This is a genomic window from Photobacterium sp. J15, assembly GCF_963870815.1.
Taxonomy (GTDB): domain Bacteria; phylum Pseudomonadota; class Gammaproteobacteria; order Enterobacterales; family Vibrionaceae; genus Photobacterium; species Photobacterium marinum.
On sequence record NZ_CAWMUI010000001.1, the window covers coordinates 1,237,401 to 1,258,907 of the forward strand.

The window sequence follows — 21,507 nt, forward strand, 5'->3', positions numbered from 1 at the left end:
TCAGTATCATTGTTTGCATCAGGCGGAATCTTTTTCAGACTGTTGTAATACGAGTTTTCCGGCTTCCAGAGCTCTCAATAGCAAGACAAACTGTTTACCATAGCGGCTGCCGACTAACTGGTTATTTTCATTTTGAACCCGGTGGCTGGGGATTATGATAGGTATCGGATTGACGTTTTTGACCATGCCGATAGCCTGAATAGCATTGGGATGATGAATCTTTTCGGCTAGTTGCGGGTAAGTGGCGGTTGAGCCGTAGGGGATCTCTGATATTGCTTTCCATACTTGTTGTTGGAACTGACTGCCTTGAGGGGCGAGGGGGAGAGTGAAGGTTTTACGTTGTCCCTGGAAATATTGTTCAAGCTGGTGGATATATTCCTTCATGAAGTCCGGGTTGTGTTCCCAACTACTGTCGGGGCTGAATCCACCACTTCCGATTGTTAGTTGCCGGAGTCCCTGGCTATCGGCAAGTAGATAGATTTTTCCTAATATCGTATCGAGGTAGTCGTAAAACATAGTCATTACTATCCTGTCGGAGGATTGATACTTGGGCATTTAAATCATAGTCCAGAAAAGCTACAGCAACAGGTAATTTACGATGTAAAACGTTATACCAGTCATGAGTTTACGAGAGTATTGATGTATTCTGTTTGCAGGCCGTTTTACTAACTTGATATTTGAAAGGTGAGGTGCGTTGTTTCATTCAATCATTAATCGCTCTCCGGCTATTGTCGTTGGTGACTTTAAAGTTCGGTTAATTACGACTAAAGATGTTCATCAAATCACAGCGTACTACCAAAGAAACAGGGCCTACCTGCAACCGTGGGAACCGCTGCGAGATGAAGCGTTCTTTAGTGAAGCTGGCTGGAGCAAGCGCTTAAACCAGCTATCAGAGCTACATAAGCATAAGCTGGCTTATTATTTTGTGATTGTCCGGAAAGGCTCGAATGAAATTTGCGGCGTGATTAATTTCAGCAACCTGGTCAGGCATCCGTTTTATGCCTGCCATGTCGGCTATTCGCTTGATGAAAATTGTCAGGGGAAAGGTGTTATGCGTCGGGCGTTGAATGCAGCGGTGGAGTGGATGTTCGAAGAGCAGCACTTTCATCGTGTGATGGCAGCGTATATGCCAAGGAATAAACGCAGTGAAGCTGTATTGAAAGCTGCCGGCTTTGAAAAAGAAGGGACGGCAAAAGACTATCTTCTGATTAATGGTCGCTGGGAAGATCATATTCTGACTGCGCGGATTAACCCTCACTGGAACCAGCCATTGCTGTAATTTCCATGTGGTAATCAGCAAGCGAGAATTTTATTACGATCCCTTTGATAAAATTCTCGCTTCTCGTTTCTATTCGACTATCAGTATTCGCATGTTGTTGGTTGAGCCGATAATATCCATTTCATCGCCCTGAGTAATGATGACCAGCTCACCTGCTGACAGAAATCCACCTTCTTTCAGTACAGCAATCGCATGTTTGGCTGCGGCTAGCCCGGCGTCACTGTCACGGTCAAAATAGACCGGTGTAACACCGCGGTACAGTGCAGCTCGGTTGAGTGTTCCTTCATTGCGGGACATGGCAAAGATAGGAAGCCCTGAAGAAATTCTCGACATCATCAGTGGCGTACGGCCCGATTCAGTCATTGCTATCATTGCCTTAACACCCTCCATATGGTTTGCTGCATACATAGTCGACATGGCTATGGTTTCTTCTGTCGATGTAAAGGTTTTATCCAACCGGTGCGTAGAAACATTAATGCTAGGCTCTTTTTCAGCGCCAAGGCAGACACTGGCCATTGCTTTTACGGTTTCTTCTGGGTACTGGCCGGCAGCGGTTTCTGCCGAGAGCATTACTGCATCGGTTCCGTCCAGCACGGCATTTGCCACGTCCATAACTTCAGCACGGGTTGGCATCGGGCTGGTGATCATCGACTCCATCATCTGGGTGGCTGTAATAACTGTCCGGTTCAGGCTGCGTGCCCGGCGGATGAGCTTTTTCTGTACGCCGACTAATTCAGGATCACCAATCTCAACCCCTAAGTCACCCCGGGCAACCATAACAGCATCAGAAGCCATGATAATGTCATCCATTGCCTCTGTTGTGGCTACAGCTTCTGCACGCTCTACTTTTGCGACCAACCTGGCATCCAGGCCTGCATCTGTTGCCAGGCGTCGGGCATATTTCATATCTTCGCCATTACGAGGGAAGGAGACGGCTAGATAATCTACTTTCATTGCTGCGGCGGTAATGATGTCAGCTTTATCCTTTTCTGTCAGAGCTTCAGCAGACAGGCCGCCGCCTTTTTTGTTAATACCTTTATTGTTGGAAAGCGGGCCACCCACTGTCACTTCAGTATGGACTTTGTTGCCCTCGACTGAGGTGACTTTGAGCTGTACACGGCCGTCATCAAGTAGCAGGACATCTCCCGGTACAACGTCCTTTGGCAGCTCTTTATAATCTAGGCCTACGGCATGTTGGTCACCGTCGCCTTTGGGCAGATCACTGTCGAGGGTGAACTTATCACCAATAGCCAGCTCTATTTTGTCGTTTTTGAAGGTTGATATCCGAATTTTCGGCCCCTGGAGATCGCCCAGAATAGCAACATGCCTACCTAATTTAGCGGCTAATTCCCTTACGGTGTTGGTGCGTTTGATGTGATCTTCCGGGCTGCCGTGGGAAAAATTCATACGAACGACGTTAGCTCCTGCGGCAATGATCTTTTCCAGATTATTATCGCGATCTGTTGCCGGCCCCAAAGTAGTTACAATCTTGGTTCTTCTTAGCCTTTCTGACATGGGAAACTCCGTCTGTTTGTTCGGTGTCAGGTGTTTAAGTGATCATCATCTGACAGAAACTGAAGTCAATGAAAATGGTGGAACTTTACTACAGCCTCTCAGACGTAGCTGGACGTGAAAAGTGGCTACCACCATGTTAATAATGAAAACCAGTTTATGTGTATTTCATTGTTTATTAAGCCTTTAATGTTAATGCTAGAAAACATCAGGCAAAAAACCAGTCGTGGTTTGGAATTATTCAGGTTGGTATTAGTGTAGTGCGTCAGTGTACAGTGTGGGGGCGAGGGCAGAGTAAAGCAGGCAGAAAAGAAAAAGCATGGATAAAGACCCATGCTTTTCAAATAGATGAATAAAGAAGTTTATGTATTGCCGTTTAGTGTTTACAGCATTCCTTCTTTAGAAAAGCGTGAATCTTTAAGCGATTCTTTTACGCGTTTGAGGTTTTCGCGGAAACCGGCACCACGGCGCAGGGTGAAACCGGTCGCCAGTACATCGATAACCGTCATCTGAACAACGCGGCTTGCCATTGGCATGTAGATATCAGTGTCTTCCGGCACATCCAGACAGATAGACAGTGAACACTCATGATCCAGCGGGGAACCTTTGGCTGTAATACCGATAACAGTAGCGCCGTTTTCGCGGGCCATACGGGCGACTTCAACCAGGCTCTTGGTTCGGCCGGTATGAGAGATCATCACCACAACATCACCGTCGGTGCAGTTGATTACACTCATGCGTTGCATGACGATATCATCAAAACAAACAATAGGGATGTTGAAACGGAAGAACTTGTTCTGTGCATCGTGGGCAACAGAAGCTGATGCGCCAAGGCCGAAGAAAGAAATCTTCTTGGCTTGGGTCAGAAGGTCAACCGCGCGATTTACCTGCATAGGATCCAGGCTGTTTTTAGCCACATCCAGACAAGCCATCGTGGATTCAAAAATCTTGGCGGTATAAGCATCCGGGCCGTCATCTTCTTCGACGTTGCGGTTGACGTAAGGGGTACCATTAGCAAGGCTCTGCGCGAGGTGCAGTTTAAAATCCGGGAACCCTTTAGTATCTAGGCGACGACAAAAACGGTTAACAGTCGGTTCACTTACATCAGCCATTTTGGCCAGTGTTGCAATACTGGAATGAATCGCCGTTTGTGGCGATGCGATGATAACTTCAGCGACTTTACGTTCAGACTTACTGAAGTTATCTAAATTTTTCTGAATTTTCTCTAGGGTATTCATGGCGATTACCGCACTTCGTTACTGAATTTCATTAGCGGCCTTCATGCTTACACGAAGCCAATTTGATGAAACTATACTACTTTTCATGAATCTGCTCCTAGCAAATCCATGAATATGCCTTTTTCTTTTTATTATAGTTTGACAGGGATCGACTTTTTCCTTTCAGTTCTGAAAATATTTTTTAGCAAAGTGCCATTTATAAGCGAAATAATGCCTTTTTATTGTTGTTAAATTTCAAATGAAAGGAATTAATTTACAGATTGAAATAAATTAGAACTGATACGATATGTTGTCAGTTGCATTTAAAGGGGAGGAAGAAAAGAGAATGAAAATAAGTATATGTGGTTGTGGATGGCTCGGATTACCGTTAGCTAAATATTTTGTTAGTCAGGGGCATTCAGTATGTGGCAGTAGCCGTGATCATGACAAAGCGGCAATGCTTGAAGCTGAAGGTATTCGGTCATTTATTTTTAAGTTGCCGGTGATACTGAATGAGTCATGTACCGCCGATAGCTCGTTAAGCCCTTTTTTCAGTGCAGATCTGTTAGTTGTGAATGTACCGCCCGGCAGACAGGATGGTGCGGCACAAGAGTTCATAGCCAAAATAAAAAGCCTTTCTCGTGCGGCGAAACATGCGGGTTGTAGAAAGCTGATTTTTGTCAGTACAACATCGGTTTATGGTTGCGTCAGTGGTGTTGTCACGGAAGAAAGTTATCCAAGGCCGGATACTGCATCAGGGTTTGCTCATTTTGAATTAGAGCAGTGGCTGGCAAAAGAATGGGGAGATGATGTCAGGGTACTTAGACTTGCCGGGCTTATTGGTCCGGGGCGACATCCGGTTCGTTTTTTGGCTGGCCGTGAGGGGATAACGAACGGATCAGATCCGGTAAATCTGGTGCACCTGGATGATTGTCTGGAGGCAATTAAGCAGACTGCGGCTATTTGGCCCGATAAACAGGTAATGCACCTTGCGGCACCTAGCCATCCAACCCGATGCGATTACTACACTGCGATGGCGTTAAAAGCCGGATTACCGCAGCCGGATTTCAGTGTATCGGTGAAGGGGGGAGGGAAAGAGATTGATGCAAGTCATACCTGTCAGTTATTAGGCATGAGAGTAAAACATGTTGATTTGATGCAGGAAAAGCCGGAGTTGGATGTAATCACCAAGTAGTAAGCAAAAAGCCAAGGAGTAGGATGCAGGCAAAAAAAGCGCTGAGAACATCTCAGCGCAAAGATTCCATTTACAATAAGGAGTTAAAGCAGCAGTGGCAGTTAAAGTTATTCGCTCAAATCATGGCTGATTCATTAGCCTTGTTGAGCAGATAACATCAATCTTGTTTATTGAGACTTCAGTGAATTAGAAAGGTTCAAAAAAAATTAAAGAAATTGCCATATTTTTTTCTTAGTAACGGGATGCTTAGTGTGCATTGAGTTGTTGTGCATTTGTGGTGCTTGCTTTTATTGGTCAGTGACTGTTATTGCTCCTTACTTTCAATATTGTGGTGATTAGATTTGTGACATTTATATTAAATGTGGTAACTGGTATCAATATTGAAAAATGACAGATAAAAAAATCCCGCCCTAAAAAAGGCGGGGTAAACACAATTAGGAGTTTAGCAGCAGTGGCATTGGTAATTAATGAAGATGATTCGACAAATCTCCATTAATGTGAATGTCACTTAATAGGACCGATGAGTTTGTGGAAGGTTCATTATTTTTCCGATTATTTTTCAATGACCAGCTATTTAATGAGTAATGTATGTGTCTGGATTCAGGTTTTGTGTGCTTTAAGTTGCTGAATTTGCCTGAGTGATTTCCGAAGTGAAGATAAAAAAAGCCCGCTGTAAGTTCAGCGGGCAAAGGCTCTATTTACACAATTAGGAGTTTAGCAGCAGTGGCATATTCGACTAAAGGATGAATGCTTGTTTGGCGGCCAGCTAAACAAAGAATGCGTCTTTAATCTTGATGTCATTATTTATGACCGGGCGCTTTCACCTTAGTTCCGCAGAGTAGGATAAAAAATAGGAAAAAATTTTAAGCCTTTGATTTTTTTATTTTGTTGTTACAGTAGCACTACAATATTTTTGGTTGGTGTATGCATATGGTTATGAATGAGCATGAACAAGGTGAATAATTTACTGTAGCAGATTAGCCGAGCGGAGATTTTCAGACGACGGAAATAAAGAAGCCCATCTCTAAGTCGGGACGGGCTCTGAAGAATGTCTTCTAAGAAAAAGCAGTGGCACTATATATGACCTGCAATCATTTTGTTTGTTCCCGCTAAATTGCAATTTTCTTAATATTTTTTGTCACACCCCCGAATGTCGGATTTAGCATCAAATTTCCCCTTTTTATTGCTCTCTTATTAATCAATGGCTTATGCACATTTTGTGCTGTTTCTCAAAAAACTAAAAACCAATGGTTATATTCGATCAGTATCACATCTTTATCGATTTATCTCATTAAGCTATCCAAAACACCTGACTTGAGGTGTTTGTGGCTTGTTAAAAATATTAATGAGATGTAAAGTTTAAACGTGTGTTTAATACAGGTGAATGAAAATGGCGGGAAAGGGAGAAACAAAAGGCCGTATTCTTGACGCAGCGGAGCTGCTGTTTGCTGAACATGGCTTCAAGGATACCTCGCTAAGAACCATTACCAGTAAGGCTGGCGTAAACCTGGCTTCGGTTAACTACCATTACGGTGATAAGAAAACCCTAGTCAGGGCGGTACTTACACGCTACCTCGAAGAGTTTATGCCTGCACTGAAATCTGAACTGGAAGTACTGCTTACCCGTGACGATTTTGCTATGGAAGATGTTTTCCGTTGTGTGAAGCAACCTTTATTAGGTCTGAATCAATATCGTCCGAAGGGAGCGACTATTTTTATGTCGTTGATCGGCAGGGGCTATACCGATGTACAGGGGCACCTGCGCTGGTTTATCTATAACCGCTATGATGATGTGCTGAAACTGTTTACCACTGCTGTATGCCGTGCCAACCCCTCTTTAGATCCTGAAACCCTGTTCTGGCGCCTGCACTTCACGTTGGGAGCATCAGTTTTCACCATGGCGTCGTCAACGGCCCTCTGCGAGATCGCCGAAAATGATTTTTCACGCAAAGTCACTACGGAAGATGTGATCGAGCGACTGGTTCCTTATCTAGCTGCCGGAGTTGCAGCACCGATTGAGCAGTCGCTGTCATTAGTGCGAGAAAATCCGACAGGAACAAGATAAGCAAAACGTAATACCAATAACGATAAATGAGACAAAAGGACCTGAAACATGAGCACGTTAATTGATTTGCGAAAACGCTATCTCAGTGATCCGGCATTTAAGATGTTCAAGAAAGTATTGCCGCCGCTGTCTGATACTGAGCGAGAGGCTATGGAAGCAGGAAGTGTCTGGTGGGACGGGCAACTGTTCAGCGGTTCACCGGATTGGAATACCCTGTTGAATTATCCAAAGCCCAAGCTTTCTGCTCAGGAACAGGAATTTATTGATACTAAGCTGGAAACATTGCTCGGTATGTTGGATGACTACCAGATTGTTCAGGAAGACAGGGATTTGCCTCCTGAAGTCTGGGAATACCTGCGAAAAGAAAAGTTCTTCTCGTTAATCATCAGCCGCAAATATGGCGGTTTGGATTTTTCTGCCCACGCCAACTCAACCATAGTGACGCGTATTGCGACCCGAAGCCTGAGTGCAGCAGTATCGGTAATGGTGCCTAACTCGTTGGGCCCAGGAGAACTGCTAAGCCATTACGGAACCGAAGATCAGAAAGATTACTGGTTGCCGCGTCTGGCAAACGGTGATGATATTCCGTGTTTTGCCTTGACTGGTCCGGAAGCAGGGTCAGATGCCGGTAGTATTCCTGATCAAGGAACAGTTTGCTACGGCGAATATCAGGGAAAAGAAGTACTGGGTATTCGTGTTAGCTGGAACAAGCGCTATATCACTCTGGCCCCGGTCGCGACAGTATTAGGATTGGCCTTTAAGCTTCAGGATCCTGATGGCCTGATTGGTGATAAGAAAGATATAGGTATTACTTGCGCGCTAATCCCGGCAGATCATCCGGGGGTTGAAATCGGCGAGCGTCATGACCCGTTGAACCTGGCCTTTATGAATGGCCCGACCCGCGGACAAGATGTGTTTATACCTATGGAGTGGGTGATTGGCGGTCAGGAATTTGTCGGCAGGGGCTGGCGAATGTTGGTGGAATGTCTGTCGGCAGGCCGTGGTATTTCATTACCGGCGCTGGGTACGGCTGTTGGTCACCTGACAGCCAGAACAACAGGTGCTTACTCATATGTCCGTAAACAGTTCGGTATGTCGATTGGTAACTTTGAAGGGGTTGCTCAGGCGATGGGGCGTATTGGTGGCTTCACTTATATGCTGGAAGCAGCCCGAACACTGACAACTACTTCGCTGGATATGAAAGAGAAGCCGGGTATCGTTACAGCTATCGCCAAATATCATATGACTGAAATGGCCAGAACCATCCTCAACGATGCAATGGATGTCCATGCCGGACGGGCGATTCAGCTTGGTCCAATGAATTATCTGGGTCACCACTATTTTGGTATGCCGGTAGCTATTACGGTGGAAGGGGCGAATATTCTGACCCGGAACCTGATGATTTTTGGTCAGGGTGCAACCCGATGCCATCCGTTTGTATTAAGTGAAATGGAAGCGGCAGCGAACCCGGACACTGAGCAAGGGGCTAAGGATTTCGACTCATTGCTGGCAAAACATATCAGTTTTGCCGTCGGGAACGTGGCGAAGTCGATGCTGAATGCCTTTAGTGCTTCAGCTTTCAACCGCTCACCGGTCAGCGGTGAAACTGCAGCTTATTACCGACACTTGTCGCGCATGAGTAAAGCTCTGGCGGTATCAGCTGATTTTGCAATGCTTAGCTTGGGAGGCGAGCTCAAACGTCGTGAGTTGGTGTCAGCCCGTCTTGGTGATGTGCTGAGCCATCTGTATCTGGCATCGGCAACGCTAAAGCGTTTTGAAGATGAAGGACGCCAGCAGCAGGACTTGCCTATGGTGCATTATGCGGTTCAGCACTGTCTGCACAAATGCGGAGTCGCATTTAATGAAGTCTTTGACAATTTCCCGCGTAAAGGCATTGGCCGATTGCTGCGTACCATGCTGTTCCCGTTAGGTATTCGTTACCAGGCTCCGAAAGATAAAGTCACGGTTGATATTGCTAAGCTGTTGATGAAACCAGGCAGTCATCGTGAGCGCCTGACGCACTTGTGTTATATCGGTGATAAGGAATCAGATCCTGTTGGCATTATGGAGCGGGCCTTTGTTGCGATGCACGCTGTGAAGGATATTGAGCGCAAGTTGGCGAAAGCGGTGAAGGCAGGTGAGATCCCTCGCAAAGTTTCGCTCAAAGAGAAGCTGGAAATTGCTTTGAGTGCGGGGATCGTCACAGAAGCCGACGTCGAAAAAATGCACAATGCTGATCAGTTAAGGCAGAAAGCGATTCAGGTTGATCACTTTGCTGCTGATCAGTTTAAAGCAGGTGGCTTACAACCGGGAAAAGCCGCCTAAGGGCGTAAGTCCGGTGAAAATAAACCTGGTGTCTCCCATGTGCCACGCATTGCGTGGCACTTTTTTTATCTGGCTTTTATCAAGGCGTAAGTCACCAAGAAGGGCGGCTATACTGATTGTCATCTCAGTGATTCAGAACCGTACTGTAGGATTGCGATGGCACTTGTTTATTTTGCGCCATCGTGCACGAATTGATGTAAAAAACGGCAATTTGGGCAGTATATTGGTCGTCAACACCTCCAACCACTAGCCTTTTTAGCGTTTTCGCTCATAAATTTAATGCGAATTTGTCATTTACCTTTTATCCTACAGGCAATTATGTAAGGGAAGTTGAAAATGATCATCAAACCTAAGATTCGTGGATTTATTTGTACAACAACTCACCCTGTGGGTTGTGAAGAGAACGTAAAAGAGCAGATTGCTTACACTAAAGCCCAAGGCCCGATTGCAAATGCACCTAAGCGTGTACTGGTAATTGGTTCTTCAAGTGGCTATGGCCTGTCATCACGTATTGCTGCTGCATTTGGCGGCGGTGCTGCGACAATCGGTGTGTTCTTTGAAAAGCCAGGTACAGAGAAAAAACCGGGTACTGCAGGTTGGTATAACTCAGCGGCATTTGACAAGCTTGCCAAAGAGGAAGGCCTTTACTCTAAAAGCCTGAATGGTGATGCTTTCTCTAACGAAGCAAAACAAAAAACAATTGATCTGATCAAGGAAGACCTGGGTCAGATTGATATGGTGGTTTACTCTCTGGCGTCACCAGTACGTAAGATGCCTGAAACCGGTGAAGTTATCCGTTCTACCCTGAAGCCTATGGGTGAGACTTACACTGCGACAGCTGTAGACACCAACAAAGACGTTCTGATTGAAGCTAGCATCGAGCCGGCAAACGAGCAGGAAGTCGAAGATACCGTTAAGGTAATGGGCGGTCAGGACTGGGAGCTGTGGATCAATGCTCTGTCTGATGCCGGCGTACTGGCTGACGGTTGTAAGACTGTGGCTTACAGCTACATCGGTACTGAAATTACCTGGCCAATCTACTGGCACGGTGCTCTGGGTCAGGCGAAGATGGATCTGGATCGTGCAGCGAAAGAACTGGATGCTAAGCTTGCAGAAAACGGCGGTTCAGCAAACGTTGCTGTTCTGAAGAGTGTAGTTACTCAGGCGAGCTCTGCAATTCCTGTAATGCCTCTGTATATTGCAATGGTATTCAAGAAGATGCGTGAAGAAGGCGTGCATGAAGGCTGTATGGAGCAGATTCATCGTATGTTCACTCAGCGCCTGTACAAAGCTGATGGCTCTGCGGCTGAGGTGGATGAAGAAAACCGCCTGCGCCTGGATGACTGGGAACTACGTGATGACATCCAGAAACACTGTCGTGAGCTGTGGCCGAACGTGACTAACGAGAATCTGTTCGAAGTTGCGGACTACCAGCAGTACAAGGACGAGTTCCTGAAACTGTTCGGCTTCGGTATCGAGTCTGTTGACTATGATGCAGATGTAAATCCACTGGTTGAATTTGATGTAGACAACATCTGATTCTTAGTGTGATTAATATAAAAAAACCGCCGAAAGGCGGTTTTTTGTTTCAGTCTGTATTATTAGTGCTTCGGCAGATGAATCACGAAAGCCGCGCCTTCGATAGAAGCTTTTTCTACATGGATGCTGCCCTGATAACTCTTGACGATTTCATGGCAGACCGACAAGCCGATACCCTGACCGGGATTGAGCTGATCGGCACGAACGCCCCGCTGGAAAATAGCTTCACGCATATCTTCGCTTACACCGGGACCGTCATCTTCAATACGGATAATGAAGCTGTCATTGAGTTCTTTCACTGACACCCGAACTTCACTGATACAAAAGCGGTAAGCATTTTCCAGCAGGTTGCCCAGCAGCTCCATCAGATCGTTGCGGTTAATCGGCAGCTTGATGCGGTTACTGAAATGATATCCCAGTTTCACGTTCTTATCGTTGTAAACCTTGCTGAGCATCCGGTTGAAACTATCGATAGCCGGTTTCAGCTCCGTCTGATCTTTTTGCAGGCCCTGTTGACCCATCATGGCGCGTTTTAGCTGGTACTGCACTAAATCATCCATCTGGCTGATTTGTTCCATGATCCGCTGATTCAGTTCAGGACGTGACAACTCACGGTCATCCAAAAGAGCATTGGTTGCAGCTAATCGCGTTTTCAGGCTGTGGGCCAGATCGTCCATCGCGTGGCGGTAACGGGATTTTTGGTCGTTGCTGATTTGAATAAGCCTGTTGAGTGCTAGAGTGACGTCTTGCAGCTCCATCGGGAAGTCATCATCCAGCTTATTACGCTTGGCATCCGTCATCTGATCCAACTGTGTTGCCAGTTTCCGCAATGGCTGGAAGCTCCAGTGAAATGCCGTCATCAGGAAAGCAATTGCAATCAGGACAAACAATCCCAGATAGAAAGTGGTACGTTTGTGTAGTTGGTTCAGTGAGGACTGATAAGATTCACCAGAGCGCAACACGACCAGCTGATAGCTTCTGCCGCCTTCACGATCACGGCTCATGTTATAGGCAATATAGCTGTGGTCGTTGCTCGTTTTGATCAGGGTGGGTACCGGAATGTCATCGGGCAGCTCACTACAGATGTTGCCGAGGTTGGCAACTTTGGCCTCGTCAGAGAGCCAGATGGTATGGTCTGTCATATCACAGACCACAGACATGTAGTCTGTATCGGATGGATCGATAGAATCAATCCATTTGTCGACATCCTTGATCAGCCCGGCGCGGTTGAGCTGCGCCACCACCATTGGCATCTGTGCGACCAGCTCTGACGAGTAGGCGGCCATATAGCTCTGGCTATAAAGTTGGTTGATAACCCCGGCCAGTGCGGAGGTGATAAGAACGATGATCGCCACCGAGGTAACCAGTACCCGGCGGCGTAGTCTTGGCTTGAGCAACTGACTCATTGCGCTTGCAACTCGAAGATATAGCCCTGACCACGGATAGTTGAAATCGGGTTATCCTGGCCATTAGTGGTAAATTTCTTGCGCAGACGGCTGATCATCACCTCAATGGTATTCGGATCGCCTTCCTGATCTTCATAAAGGACATCCAGCAGGCGCTGCTTAGAAACAACCTGGCGACTGTGACGCATCAGGTATTCCAGCAGATCGTATTCAAAGGCGGTCAGTTCCAGTTGGTTCTCATTGATAAACACCTGCTTGGCCAGCAGATCAACACGAATATTACCGGCTGTCATTTCTGGTTTTACAAAACCGGCACTGCGGCGAACCAATGCGCTCAGGCGGGCTACCATCTCTTCCTTCTGGAACGGCTTAACAAGGTAATCATCAGCGCCAGCCTCAAGACCTGTGACTTTATCTTGCCAGTTAGAGCGGGCAGTCAGGATGAGGATTGGCAGGCGAAGGCCTTTGTTGCGGATATCTTTGATCAGGCTTATGCCGTCTCTGTCCGGAAGGCCGATATCAACAATAGCAACATCATTAGGGTAGTTCTCGGCAAAGAACAGTCCTTCCTCAGCAGTACCGGCACACTGTACCTGGTTACCCAGCTCACCCAGCTGTGATTTGAGGTGGTGACTCAGAATCGGGTCATCTTCGACGATAAGAATACGCATAGTTTTGATTACCAATAATAAATGTTTCTATTCAATATACTGAATAGTAAAGAGAGTGGCGAATATTCAGCAACTTAAATGTGTGTTATACCAAACTAAACAATTTCGAAGGCGAGGTTGCTATTCAGTTTGGTATCAGCACGCTTAAAATTGCTTGTACTGATATCACTATAGGCGAAGGGACTGAATAGATGCTGACTCAGGGGGAGGATTGATGAGTCAGCATCGAAAAATGATAGGTTTACTTAGTTCAGAATGATCAGCAGAGTACCTGCAATGGTCAGCAGCACGTTGGCAATCGCATAGGTTCCGGCATAACCCAGAGCCGGAATTGTACTGCGGGCATGTTCGTTAATCATGTCCATTGCCGGGGCGCAGGTTCGTGCTCCGATGATGGCTCCGAACAGCAGTGCACGGTTCATTTTCAGTACGTAAGCACCGAACAGGTAAGCCAGCACAACCGGGATAACGCTAACCATCAGGCTGGTGACAAATACGGCCATACCGACCTGGGCCAGAGAGCTGAACAGGTTCGAACCAGCGCTCAGGCCGATCCCGACCATAAAGACCATCAAACCGAGGTCTTTGGTCATGTTCAGTGCCCCTTGCGGTACGTAACCGAATGTTGGGTGGTTTGCCCGCAAAAAGCCCAGGGTGATACCTGCCAGCAGCAGACCGGCAGCGCTACCCAGACCGAAGGCAATCTGGCCGAAAGCCATGGTAATCGCACCAATTAGCAAGCCGACGATGAAGAAACAGCAGAATGCCAGTAGGTCGGCAATCTGACTGTGAACCGAGATGAAACCGATGCGTTCAGCAAGGCCCAGTACCCGGCTTTTCTCGCCACTGACCTGCAGGATATCCCCTTTGTTGAGCAGGATATTATGATCCATCGGCATTTCAATCTGAGCTCGAACAACGCGGTTCAGGAAACAGCCGTATTCTGACAGATTCAGATCTGACAGGCGCTTGCCAGCAATGCTGTCGTTTTTTACCACGATTTCTTCTTCTACCACGCGAAGGTCAAGCAGGTCACGGTCGAAAACTTCTTTACCGTTACGGAAGCTCGGATCTAGTCGGGCATGGCTGTCTGGATAACCAACCAGCGCAATTTCATCCCCTTCCTGCAAAATGGCATCACCGTCCGGGTTGGCAAGGATACCGTTACGGCGAACCCGTTCGATGTAACAGCCAGTCTGGCGGTAAATACCCAGTTCACGCAGGTTGCGGCCGTCAATCCAGTTAATCAGTTCAGGGCCGACACGGTAGGCACGGATAATCGGCAGGTACACTTTACGCTGAGCGACTTCTCCGATGCCGCGTTCACGGGCAATTTGCTGTGAGGACTCGGCAAGGTTTTGCTTTTGCAGCTTTGGCATCAGCTTCGCCAGCAGAATTAGGCTGACAAGGCCAACCAGATACGACATGGCATAACCGACGCTTAGGCTGTCGACCATTTGCTGGATGGTAAAGCTGTCGCTGATCCCAGAAAGGCCGCTGTTCAGGGCATCTTTTGCACCTACCAGCACTGGTGTTGCTGTCAGGGAACCTGCCATCAGACCTGTTGCCAGACCAAGGTCGAGGTTGAGGTTATGGGCCATGGTCAGGGTAATCACAATGGACGAAAGCAGTACCACCAGTGTCAGTAGCAGGTAGTGCTTACCATCTTTAAAGAAAATACCAAAAAAGTTCGGGCCTGCTTCAATGCCGACACAGAAGATAAACAGCATAAAGCCGATATTCAGGGCCTCGGTATCAAAAGTAAAACCGGCATTACCGAATAACAGAGCGGTGATGAGCACACCGATTGAATTACCTAATTGGAGGTTAGCAATTCTTAGTTTTCCGATACTCAAACCAACGGCAAGAACAACAAAAAGCAACAGAATATCATTCTGATGAAGGAGGGCGGCGACATCGATATTCACAACAACATTTCCGGAAGAAGGGTGGTAGCAATAAACTGGATGGATTTTAGCTGATTTTAATCTTGGGTTATACCGAAATATGAGCAAACAAGATAAAAAAATTACAATCTACCTGGTTGCTCCCAAAAACGGTAAAAATAAAAGAAGGCTGACAAATCAGCCTTCATTAAATCTTTGTTAGTAAAGAAATTATTGGAATAGGCCAAGGTTTTCTTTTGCGTAGGCTTCGAACTCAGTACAGCCACCGATATGCTCTTGATCAATAAAGATTTGTGGTACTGTTTCTACTGGTTTACCAACTGTTTTTTCCAGGTCTGCTTTGCTGATACCTTCGGCGTGGATATCAACATAACGGAAGTTGAAATCGTCTCGCTCTTCTTTAAGTTTTTCTGCCAGCTCTTTAGCTCGAACACAGAATGGGCAACCTGGGCGACCGAAAATAACAACGAACATAATCTCTCTCCTTTAATTTTGATGGAATTACTATAACGTGACAGCGCGAGAGGAGAAAGCGGGTTTTATCACTTGTTGTGATAGATAAAACCGATTGTTTAATTAGGTTAACGAAGCTTGCTCTCAACCAAGTGTGATGGGGGGCCAGTTCTGGCCTGTAGTTAGCTTTATCTCGGTAATTTGTTGTTCAGAATCAAAATCAGGAACCCGTTAGCATGCACACTCGATGATAATAATCAGAATATTCAGTTGTGTAATGGAGTACCTATGTTTCAGTTTATGACGTCAACCCGGATTATTTTCGGTGAAGGTGCCTTGAATAATTCACTGTCTTCTCTCAATCAGTTTGGATACAGCGTGCTGTTGGTTACCGGCAAAGATATCTCCCGGGCAGAACCTGTGATCCGCTACCTGAAACAGCAGAACATGCGTTATCAGCAGGTTGCTGTCCATGGTGAACCGCTGATCGCCATGATTGAAGAGATGGCGGCTATGGGGCGGAAGTTCAGGCCAGATATGGTATTGGCTATAGGTGGAGGAAGTGTGCTGGATGCCGGTAAGGCGCTGGCGGCGATGATTCCTAATCAGGGCAGTGTTTATGATTATGTCGAGGTGATAGGGCGCAATGTACCGTTACAAGCGAAGCCGCTTCCGTTTATTGCTGTGCCTACAACGGCTGGAACAGGGTCGGAAGTCAGTAAAAATGCGGTACTGAAATCAGCACAGGAGAATGTCAAAGTAAGCCTGCGCAGCCCGGATATGTTACCGGATATGGCAATAGTCGATCCGACGCTCACTTATGGAATGGATTCCGTAACAACAGGATGTTGCGGGATGGATGCATTCAGTCATTTGATGGAAGCCTATGTCTGTGGTGAACCGAACCCGTTAACCGACATGGTATGTGAAGAAGGCTTACGCCGTTTGGCTGGTGCTATTCTGGCAGCCAGTGAGGACGATGAACCACGGGCTCGTTCCGATATGTCATTTGCTGCCATGCTCGGCGGAATGGCGCTGGCTAATGCCAAATTAGGTGCTGCGCACGGTCTCGCGTCGGCTTTGGGGGGGCGGTTGGATGCTCCTCACGGGCTGATCACCGCACAGCTTGCACCTTTTGTCATGCAGGAGAATGTGCTGGCAGCCAGGGAAGCCGGCAGAGCGGATGTACTGAATCGTTATCGACAGCTGGCGTGTATTCTTACTGGTCGGGTAAATGCGGAAATTATTGATGGTATCCTTTGGACTAAACGTACGCTGAAGCGCCTTAACTTGCCTTCTGTTGCTGATTACGGGCTTTGTGATGTGATGTTTGATGAAGTGGCTGAAGATGCCATGATGTCTAATGCAATTAAAGGAAACCCGCTGCCACTGAATAAGCAGAGATTGATCAGTATCTTGCAGCAGGTTTGTCAGCATTGTCTGGTCAGTCAGGAGTCTGCTGTTTAATTAATTTACTAATAGGTAAAGACAGTTTTTTGCTGCGTTTCTGCGAGTGGTGGAGAATTTATGTTACATTGAGCAAAGTTTCAACAAAATAAGGCTTTGTGACAGGGAACGCTATGAATCAGACGATTGAAACTATTCTCCGCCACCGCTCAATTCGTAAGTTTACAGAGCAGCCATTGTCAGAAGAACAGTTGTCGGCAATTCTTGACAGTGCGATTGCTGCTTCCTCATCAAGTTTTATTCAGTGTGTAAGTATTATCAGGGTAACGGAATCGGATAAACGTGAGTCACTGGCCGAATATGCTGGTGGTCAGCCATATGTCGCCACTGCTGCTGAATTTTTGGTTTTTTGTGCCGACTATCACCGACATAAACAAATACATCCTGAAGCTAAATTAGGTTTTACCGAGCAGACACTAATTGCCTCGGTGGATGCTGCGTTAATGGCACAAAATGCCATGGTAGCGGCTGAGTCTATGGGGCTGGGTGGTGTTTACATCGGTGGTATCCGCAATAATCCGGCTGAAGTGTCAGAACTGTTGTCTTTACCCCATCATGTGTTTCCATTGTTTGGTCTTTGCCTTGGCTTCCCGGCTCAGGATCCGGAGCGAAAACCCAGGCTGCCACGAGAGCTGATAGTTCATCAGGACGAATACCAGCAGGATTTGGATCGGAACTTGCTTGCAGAATATGACAATCAGGTTCGTGAGTATTACCAGACCCGGACTGGCGGCAATAAAAATACGTCATGGTCAGAGCAAATTACTGCCACTTTGGATAAGGAAGCCAGACCGTTCATTAAAGCTTTTATTAATGAAAAAGGCTTTAGTCTTAAATAACAATAATGTAGAACTTTTTTACTTTGATAGAGTCAGATAAACTAACGAGTTTGAGTATTTGCTCAGAGCTGATCGGATTTATTGCCTTTGGCGTGCCTGCTTTTCTTGCAGGGCGGAAGAAAGTAGCCATATGAGTTGATGAGAGTAGGGGCAATTTGCCGCTTCGGTGTTTCCCTCCTTCTGCGTCGTGTATTTATATCATCGGAAATTTATATGAAACAAATAGGGAAAGTGGCCTGTATTGTCTGTCTTGCTGCTTTACTGAGTGCCTGTCAGAGCACACCTGAAGGTGAAGAAGGAATCTCATCTGAAATAAATACGGAAAATGTCTATCAGAGTGCATTGAAGGTATACCGGGATTGGCAGAAGAAACTTCAGGAAATTGATCACCTGCAAGTGTATTCACCTGATAAATATGCACAGATTCAATCGAGCTGGCAAAAAGCCGATGCTATTTATCAGGAGTTCAGCAAGACTCCTGAAAAGGCATTTGAAAGTTACTCACTGTTTTCCTCATCCACTTATATTGATCGCTTTTATGAAGAAGTAGCGATAGTGGAAAAAACACTTGGAGAACTAGAAGAGCTGAAAAAGCTGGCGGATGAGGTGCTTGAGCCGGCGATCACACAGATGGCTTATCTAAATTCAATCCATGCCCGAGACTACTATCGTAGTGAGCATGTCAGGTTGATGCGCTTTTATGCCAAACTTTTTCGCTTGGTAGAAGAAGATGAACTGAGTGATGCAACTGAAGAGCAGGATGAGTTTCTTGAACGTGCTCATAGCCTGGAAATCCGCACTATCAAGAAAACCTATATTGAGCCGCTTGAAAATGCACTGCGTAAGCTCAGAAGCAATGATGTGAAATATTACGCGCCGCTCAGCTATGCCCGTGTTGAATCAAAAATTGCCAGCGGAAAAATGTTGATTGAACGCTCTCCGCGGGCTTTTGCAAAAATCGAGCAGCAGGTCATTGAGACCAATTTTGAATTAGCTCATGCCGAACATATCGCGTTAGAAGTGCAGGCACTGCGTGATCGCAGCAAGGATGAATATGAAAACTTCATGCTTGATATTGAAACCAAGCTGTTGAATATCTCGCAGGCGTTGAGTGACAAAGACTTGAGGGATAAGCCGCTTAAAGAGCAGGCTTCGTTGATCACACAGGAAGTGATGGCTAACCGTAAACATAATATGGTGATGAGACGTGAGCTGGAACAGTCATCAAAACAGGACGGGGCGGTAGAGTCGCTTCGGGATTTGGTTGCCGTTCAGCAAAAACAGATTGCTCAGCTTAAATCTCAGTTGAGGGATTTGAAAGCCTCACCGTACAGATTAAATGCTGAGCTTGCATCAGGATCTGTTCCTGTGCAGGCGCATGATGCATTGCCTGTGAAGCCTGTGCCTGCGGTCGAAGATGCCACTGAAACTCAACAGGAGATCCAGTAGTTCAATTGATGTTGTCTGTGTTTTAAGACATTACGAACTTGGTTAAGTATTAAGGTTTCAGATAAAAAGCAGCGTTAAGCTGCTTTTTTTATGTCTATTCCATTTTTAATAAGCAATTAAATGAATCGTCTCTTTTAAATTGCAATAAATTCAATGGCTTAATTTAAAATGGCGCCAGATGGTGATACTGTGCCACAGTTTTTTGTGATTTTTCTAACAATTAATTCGCGATGAATTCACAAAAAATCTTGAGAAATTTCAGCCTCAAATGATCTTTTTTCTTCTTTGGGTGTTTTTTCGTCTAATTTAGGATTGATTTGCTTCTGGGCATCCATTAGAATTCGCCGCGCATTACGATGCACCCATTTTTTAATCTTTATCAGTTTTTTTGAATTACTCCTGTAGGGGAACAAAATGTCTACGAAACTTGCTAACCCAGCGCCACTTGGCCTAATGGGTTTTGGTATGACTACCATCCTTCTGAATATCCACAATGCGGGCTTTTTCCCAATTGATTCCATGATTCTGGCAATGGGTATTTTCTATGGTGGCCTGAGCCAAGTTATCGTAGGCACAATGTGCTTCAAGCGTGGCGATACTTTCGGTACAACTGCATTTACTTCTTACGGTCTGTTCTGGCTGACTCTTGTTGGTCTGATCGTTATGCCTAAGATGGGTCTTCCAGCAAGCCCAGCAAGCTTCATGGGTTGGTACCTACTACTGTGGGGCATCTTCACTGGTTTCATGTTCATCGGCTCTCTATGCTACCCACGTGCTAAGCAGTTCGTATTTGCTTCACTGACAATTCTGTTCTTCCTGCTGGCTGCTCGCGACTTCACTGGTAGCGAACTGATCGGTACTATCGCTGGTTTCGAAGGTATCATCTGTGGCGCAAGTGCAATTTACTTTGCAATGGCTCAGGTAATTAACAACGAATTTGGCCGTACTATTCTGCCAATCGGTGAGAAGAAAGAAAAAGCAAGCATGAAAGCTGCTGCTTAATCTGACTTATTCCTGAAAAAACCCCGCTCTGGCGGGGTTTTTTTGTACCTGGGATTTAGCATCCAGCGCATTTCGAACTGTTTGGCATGAGTTGCGACAGGCTGTATCAGAAATTGGTATAAGCTTATGTTTAGTATTTACTCTGCTGAAGGGACGGGTATATGGCGCAACGCTATGCTGCTTTGATGGGGGCCCTGGTTGCTGATGCTGCCAGTATGGGGACTCACTGGATCTATTCACCAGAGCGGGTGAGTATGCTCTCCAATTTGCCTCACTTTCCTTTTATTCAGCCTGATGCCAGCCATTATGAAGGGGTTGAGGGCTACTATGCCCATGACAAACTCACTGCTGGAGAGTTGACGGCTTATGGGGAATGGCTTGCCTTATACATACGGTTATTGAGTCAGCCTGATATCAGTACCCGCAATATCCAGCAGCAGGTCTTAGATTACTTTGGTCCCGGCGGTGAGTTTATTGGTTACATAGACAGCCCGACCAAAGCATTGCTGCTAACTCTTTTTTCGCTTATGCCTGATGAATGGCCGGATGATTCCGGTTCTGATGATGATCAGAATCCGGCTCTGTGTTCTATACCGGCGCTTGTATCGCTGAAGTTACCTTCTGAACAGCTGGATCTTGAAATTGAGCGCATTGTCGGTATTACCCATCAAAATGAAACAGCTCTGGCTTGTGCCAAAGCTTTTGCCAGTGCTCTTAATGAAGCATTGCGCTCCCGTCGGATGGAGCCGGTGCTCAATGTCCTGAAAATAAAGTCTCCGGAAGCGATTCGGGACAATATCGAGTTGGTTCGAAACTTAAGTGTTGAGCAGAATGAGCTCAGCCATGTGCTGACGATCGTCAATCAGGCCTGCCACCTGGCAGACAGCCTGCCGTTAGCTGCCTGGATACTGCAAAACAGCGAAAGCTACACAGAGGCAATTCGGATGAATATTCTGGCTTCCGGGGATTCCTGCGGGAGAGGGATTTTGGTCGGTGCACTGGCAGGGGCCTGTTATGGCTTTGGTGACGAAAAGGGGATTCCGATTTCCTGGGTCACTACGTTGCAGGATGGAGAGGCGCTGGCTGAAGATATAGAGGCGCTGCTGAAAAAGTCGGGTCTGATACTGACGTGAAAAAATTGAATCAATATAAAAGTGAGGCAAATCTCAGATATAAAAAAA

General features: G+C 46.3%; 18 protein-coding genes. 11 read left to right on the top strand and 7 right to left on the bottom strand.

All coding sequences use genetic code 11. The annotated features are described in order from the left end of the window. Positions 1-18: 18 nt before the first annotated feature. The gene (locus AACQ93_RS05975; protein ID WP_064606521.1) at positions 19-516 is read right to left on the bottom strand and encodes a methylated-DNA--[protein]-cysteine S-methyltransferase; all 498 of its coding nucleotides are present in this window, start codon (positions 514-516) and stop codon (positions 19-21) included. 178 nt (positions 517-694) lie between these two features. Here AACQ93_RS05975 and rimJ point away from each other — a divergent pair, with 178 nt between their 5' ends. Further along, positions 695-1,279, top strand: a complete 585-nt coding sequence (gene rimJ / locus AACQ93_RS05980) for a ribosomal protein S5-alanine N-acetyltransferase (RefSeq protein ID WP_064602865.1) — start codon at positions 695-697, stop codon at positions 1,277-1,279. A gap of 69 nt (positions 1,280-1,348) precedes the next feature. On the opposite strand, the gene pyk is transcribed toward rimJ, so the two are convergent. Next, the gene (pyk, locus tag AACQ93_RS05985; RefSeq protein WP_064602867.1) at positions 1,349-2,794 is read right to left on the bottom strand and encodes a pyruvate kinase; all 1,446 of its coding nucleotides are present in this window, start codon (positions 2,792-2,794) and stop codon (positions 1,349-1,351) included. A 380-nt stretch (positions 2,795-3,174) separates the two neighbouring features. Then, positions 3,175-4,029, bottom strand: a complete 855-nt coding sequence (locus AACQ93_RS05990; protein WP_007462068.1) for a MurR/RpiR family transcriptional regulator — start codon at positions 4,027-4,029, stop codon at positions 3,175-3,177. Between the two features lie 325 nt (positions 4,030-4,354). Between AACQ93_RS05990 and AACQ93_RS05995 the strand changes: the two genes are divergently transcribed. The 5 genes from AACQ93_RS05995 (at position 4,355) to fabV (ending at position 11,132) form a co-directional block, all read left to right on the top strand. Then, positions 4,355-5,203 (top strand): NAD-dependent epimerase/dehydratase family protein, encoded by an 849-nt coding sequence (locus AACQ93_RS05995; protein WP_064602869.1) that lies wholly within the window; start codon positions 4,355-4,357, stop codon positions 5,201-5,203. Positions 5,204-5,226: 23 nt separating this feature from the next. Beyond that, on the top strand, positions 5,227-5,358 hold the full coding sequence (locus tag AACQ93_RS06000) for a hypothetical protein (RefSeq protein ID WP_255377050.1): 132 nt from the start codon (positions 5,227-5,229) through the stop codon (positions 5,356-5,358). A gap of 1,235 nt (positions 5,359-6,593) precedes the next feature. Continuing rightward, positions 6,594-7,268 carry a TetR/AcrR family transcriptional regulator gene (locus AACQ93_RS06005; protein WP_007462070.1) on the top strand — a complete coding sequence of 225 codons (675 nt, stop codon included), beginning with the start codon at positions 6,594-6,596 and terminating at the stop codon, positions 7,266-7,268. A gap of 48 nt (positions 7,269-7,316) precedes the next feature. Further along, positions 7,317-9,593 (top strand): acyl-CoA dehydrogenase, encoded by a 2,277-nt coding sequence (locus tag AACQ93_RS06010; RefSeq protein ID WP_064602871.1) that lies wholly within the window; start codon positions 7,317-7,319, stop codon positions 9,591-9,593. Positions 9,594-9,929: 336 nt separating this feature from the next. Continuing rightward, a complete protein-coding gene (gene fabV, locus AACQ93_RS06015) occupies positions 9,930-11,132 on the top strand; it encodes an enoyl-ACP reductase FabV (protein WP_064602873.1) in 1,203 nt (400 codons plus the stop codon). Between the two features lie 62 nt (positions 11,133-11,194). Here fabV and AACQ93_RS06020 read toward each other — a convergent pair whose 3' ends face one another. The 4 genes from AACQ93_RS06020 to AACQ93_RS06035 form a co-directional block, all read right to left on the bottom strand. After that, positions 11,195-12,538: an ATP-binding protein gene (locus AACQ93_RS06020; RefSeq protein ID WP_007462074.1), complete on the bottom strand. Its 1,344-nt coding sequence runs from the start codon at positions 12,536-12,538 to the stop codon at positions 11,195-11,197. Then, positions 12,535-13,209, bottom strand: coding sequence for a response regulator (locus AACQ93_RS06025; protein ID WP_007462075.1), 675 nt, complete (start codon positions 13,207-13,209; stop codon positions 12,535-12,537). The genes AACQ93_RS06020 and AACQ93_RS06025 overlap by 4 nt, the downstream gene beginning before the upstream one ends. A gap of 245 nt (positions 13,210-13,454) precedes the next feature. Beyond that, a complete protein-coding gene (locus tag AACQ93_RS06030) occupies positions 13,455-15,137 on the bottom strand; it encodes an aspartate:alanine antiporter (RefSeq protein WP_007462076.1) in 1,683 nt (560 codons plus the stop codon). Positions 15,138-15,326: 189 nt separating this feature from the next. After that, positions 15,327-15,590, bottom strand: coding sequence for a GrxA family glutaredoxin (locus tag AACQ93_RS06035; RefSeq protein WP_007462077.1), 264 nt, complete (start codon positions 15,588-15,590; stop codon positions 15,327-15,329). Positions 15,591-15,857: 267 nt separating this feature from the next. Here AACQ93_RS06035 and AACQ93_RS06040 point away from each other — a divergent pair, with 267 nt between their 5' ends. The 5 genes from AACQ93_RS06040 (at position 15,858) to AACQ93_RS06060 (ending at position 21,459) form a co-directional block, all read left to right on the top strand. After that, the gene (locus tag AACQ93_RS06040; protein WP_064602875.1) at positions 15,858-17,036 is read left to right on the top strand and encodes an iron-containing alcohol dehydrogenase; all 1,179 of its coding nucleotides are present in this window, start codon (positions 15,858-15,860) and stop codon (positions 17,034-17,036) included. A gap of 113 nt (positions 17,037-17,149) precedes the next feature. Next, the gene (nfsA, locus tag AACQ93_RS06045; protein WP_064602877.1) at positions 17,150-17,875 is read left to right on the top strand and encodes an oxygen-insensitive NADPH nitroreductase; all 726 of its coding nucleotides are present in this window, start codon (positions 17,150-17,152) and stop codon (positions 17,873-17,875) included. A gap of 213 nt (positions 17,876-18,088) precedes the next feature. Next, positions 18,089-19,324 (top strand): hypothetical protein, encoded by a 1,236-nt coding sequence (locus tag AACQ93_RS06050; protein WP_064602878.1) that lies wholly within the window; start codon positions 18,089-18,091, stop codon positions 19,322-19,324. A 414-nt stretch (positions 19,325-19,738) separates the two neighbouring features. Then, entirely contained in the window at positions 19,739-20,326 is a 588-nt protein-coding gene (locus AACQ93_RS06055) for an acetate uptake transporter (protein WP_007462085.1), read from the top strand. Positions 20,327-20,487: 161 nt separating this feature from the next. Further along, positions 20,488-21,459: an ADP-ribosylglycohydrolase family protein gene (locus tag AACQ93_RS06060; protein ID WP_064602880.1), complete on the top strand. Its 972-nt coding sequence runs from the start codon at positions 20,488-20,490 to the stop codon at positions 21,457-21,459. Positions 21,460-21,507 lie beyond the last annotated feature (48 nt).

Bases quoted from the DNA above. Each gene is read 5' to 3' on its own strand.
- AACQ93_RS05975 (WP_064606521.1), bottom strand. From the start codon at position 516: ATGTTTTACGACTACCTCGATACGATATTAGGAAAAATCTATCTACTT.
- pyk (WP_064602867.1), bottom strand. From the start codon at position 2,794: ATGTCAGAAAGGCTAAGAAGAACCAAGATTGTAACTACTTTGGGGCCG.
- AACQ93_RS05990 (WP_007462068.1), bottom strand. From the start codon at position 4,029: ATGAATACCCTAGAGAAAATTCAGAAAAATTTAGATAACTTCAGTAAG.
- AACQ93_RS05995 (WP_064602869.1), top strand. From the start codon at position 4,355: ATGAAAATAAGTATATGTGGTTGTGGATGGCTCGGATTACCGTTAGCT.
- AACQ93_RS06000 (WP_255377050.1), top strand. From the start codon at position 5,227: ATGCAGGCAAAAAAAGCGCTGAGAACATCTCAGCGCAAAGATTCCATT.
- AACQ93_RS06005 (WP_007462070.1), top strand. From the start codon at position 6,594: ATGGCGGGAAAGGGAGAAACAAAAGGCCGTATTCTTGACGCAGCGGAG.
- AACQ93_RS06010 (WP_064602871.1), top strand. From the start codon at position 7,317: ATGAGCACGTTAATTGATTTGCGAAAACGCTATCTCAGTGATCCGGCA.
- fabV (WP_064602873.1), top strand. From the start codon at position 9,930: ATGATCATCAAACCTAAGATTCGTGGATTTATTTGTACAACAACTCAC.
- AACQ93_RS06020 (WP_007462074.1), bottom strand. From the start codon at position 12,538: ATGAGTCAGTTGCTCAAGCCAAGACTACGCCGCCGGGTACTGGTTACC.
- AACQ93_RS06025 (WP_007462075.1), bottom strand. From the start codon at position 13,209: ATGCGTATTCTTATCGTCGAAGATGACCCGATTCTGAGTCACCACCTC.
- AACQ93_RS06035 (WP_007462077.1), bottom strand. From the start codon at position 15,590: ATGTTCGTTGTTATTTTCGGTCGCCCAGGTTGCCCATTCTGTGTTCGA.
- AACQ93_RS06040 (WP_064602875.1), top strand. From the start codon at position 15,858: ATGTTTCAGTTTATGACGTCAACCCGGATTATTTTCGGTGAAGGTGCC.
- nfsA (WP_064602877.1), top strand. From the start codon at position 17,150: ATGAATCAGACGATTGAAACTATTCTCCGCCACCGCTCAATTCGTAAG.
- AACQ93_RS06050 (WP_064602878.1), top strand. From the start codon at position 18,089: ATGAAACAAATAGGGAAAGTGGCCTGTATTGTCTGTCTTGCTGCTTTA.
- AACQ93_RS06055 (WP_007462085.1), top strand. From the start codon at position 19,739: ATGTCTACGAAACTTGCTAACCCAGCGCCACTTGGCCTAATGGGTTTT.
- AACQ93_RS06060 (WP_064602880.1), top strand. From the start codon at position 20,488: ATGGCGCAACGCTATGCTGCTTTGATGGGGGCCCTGGTTGCTGATGCT.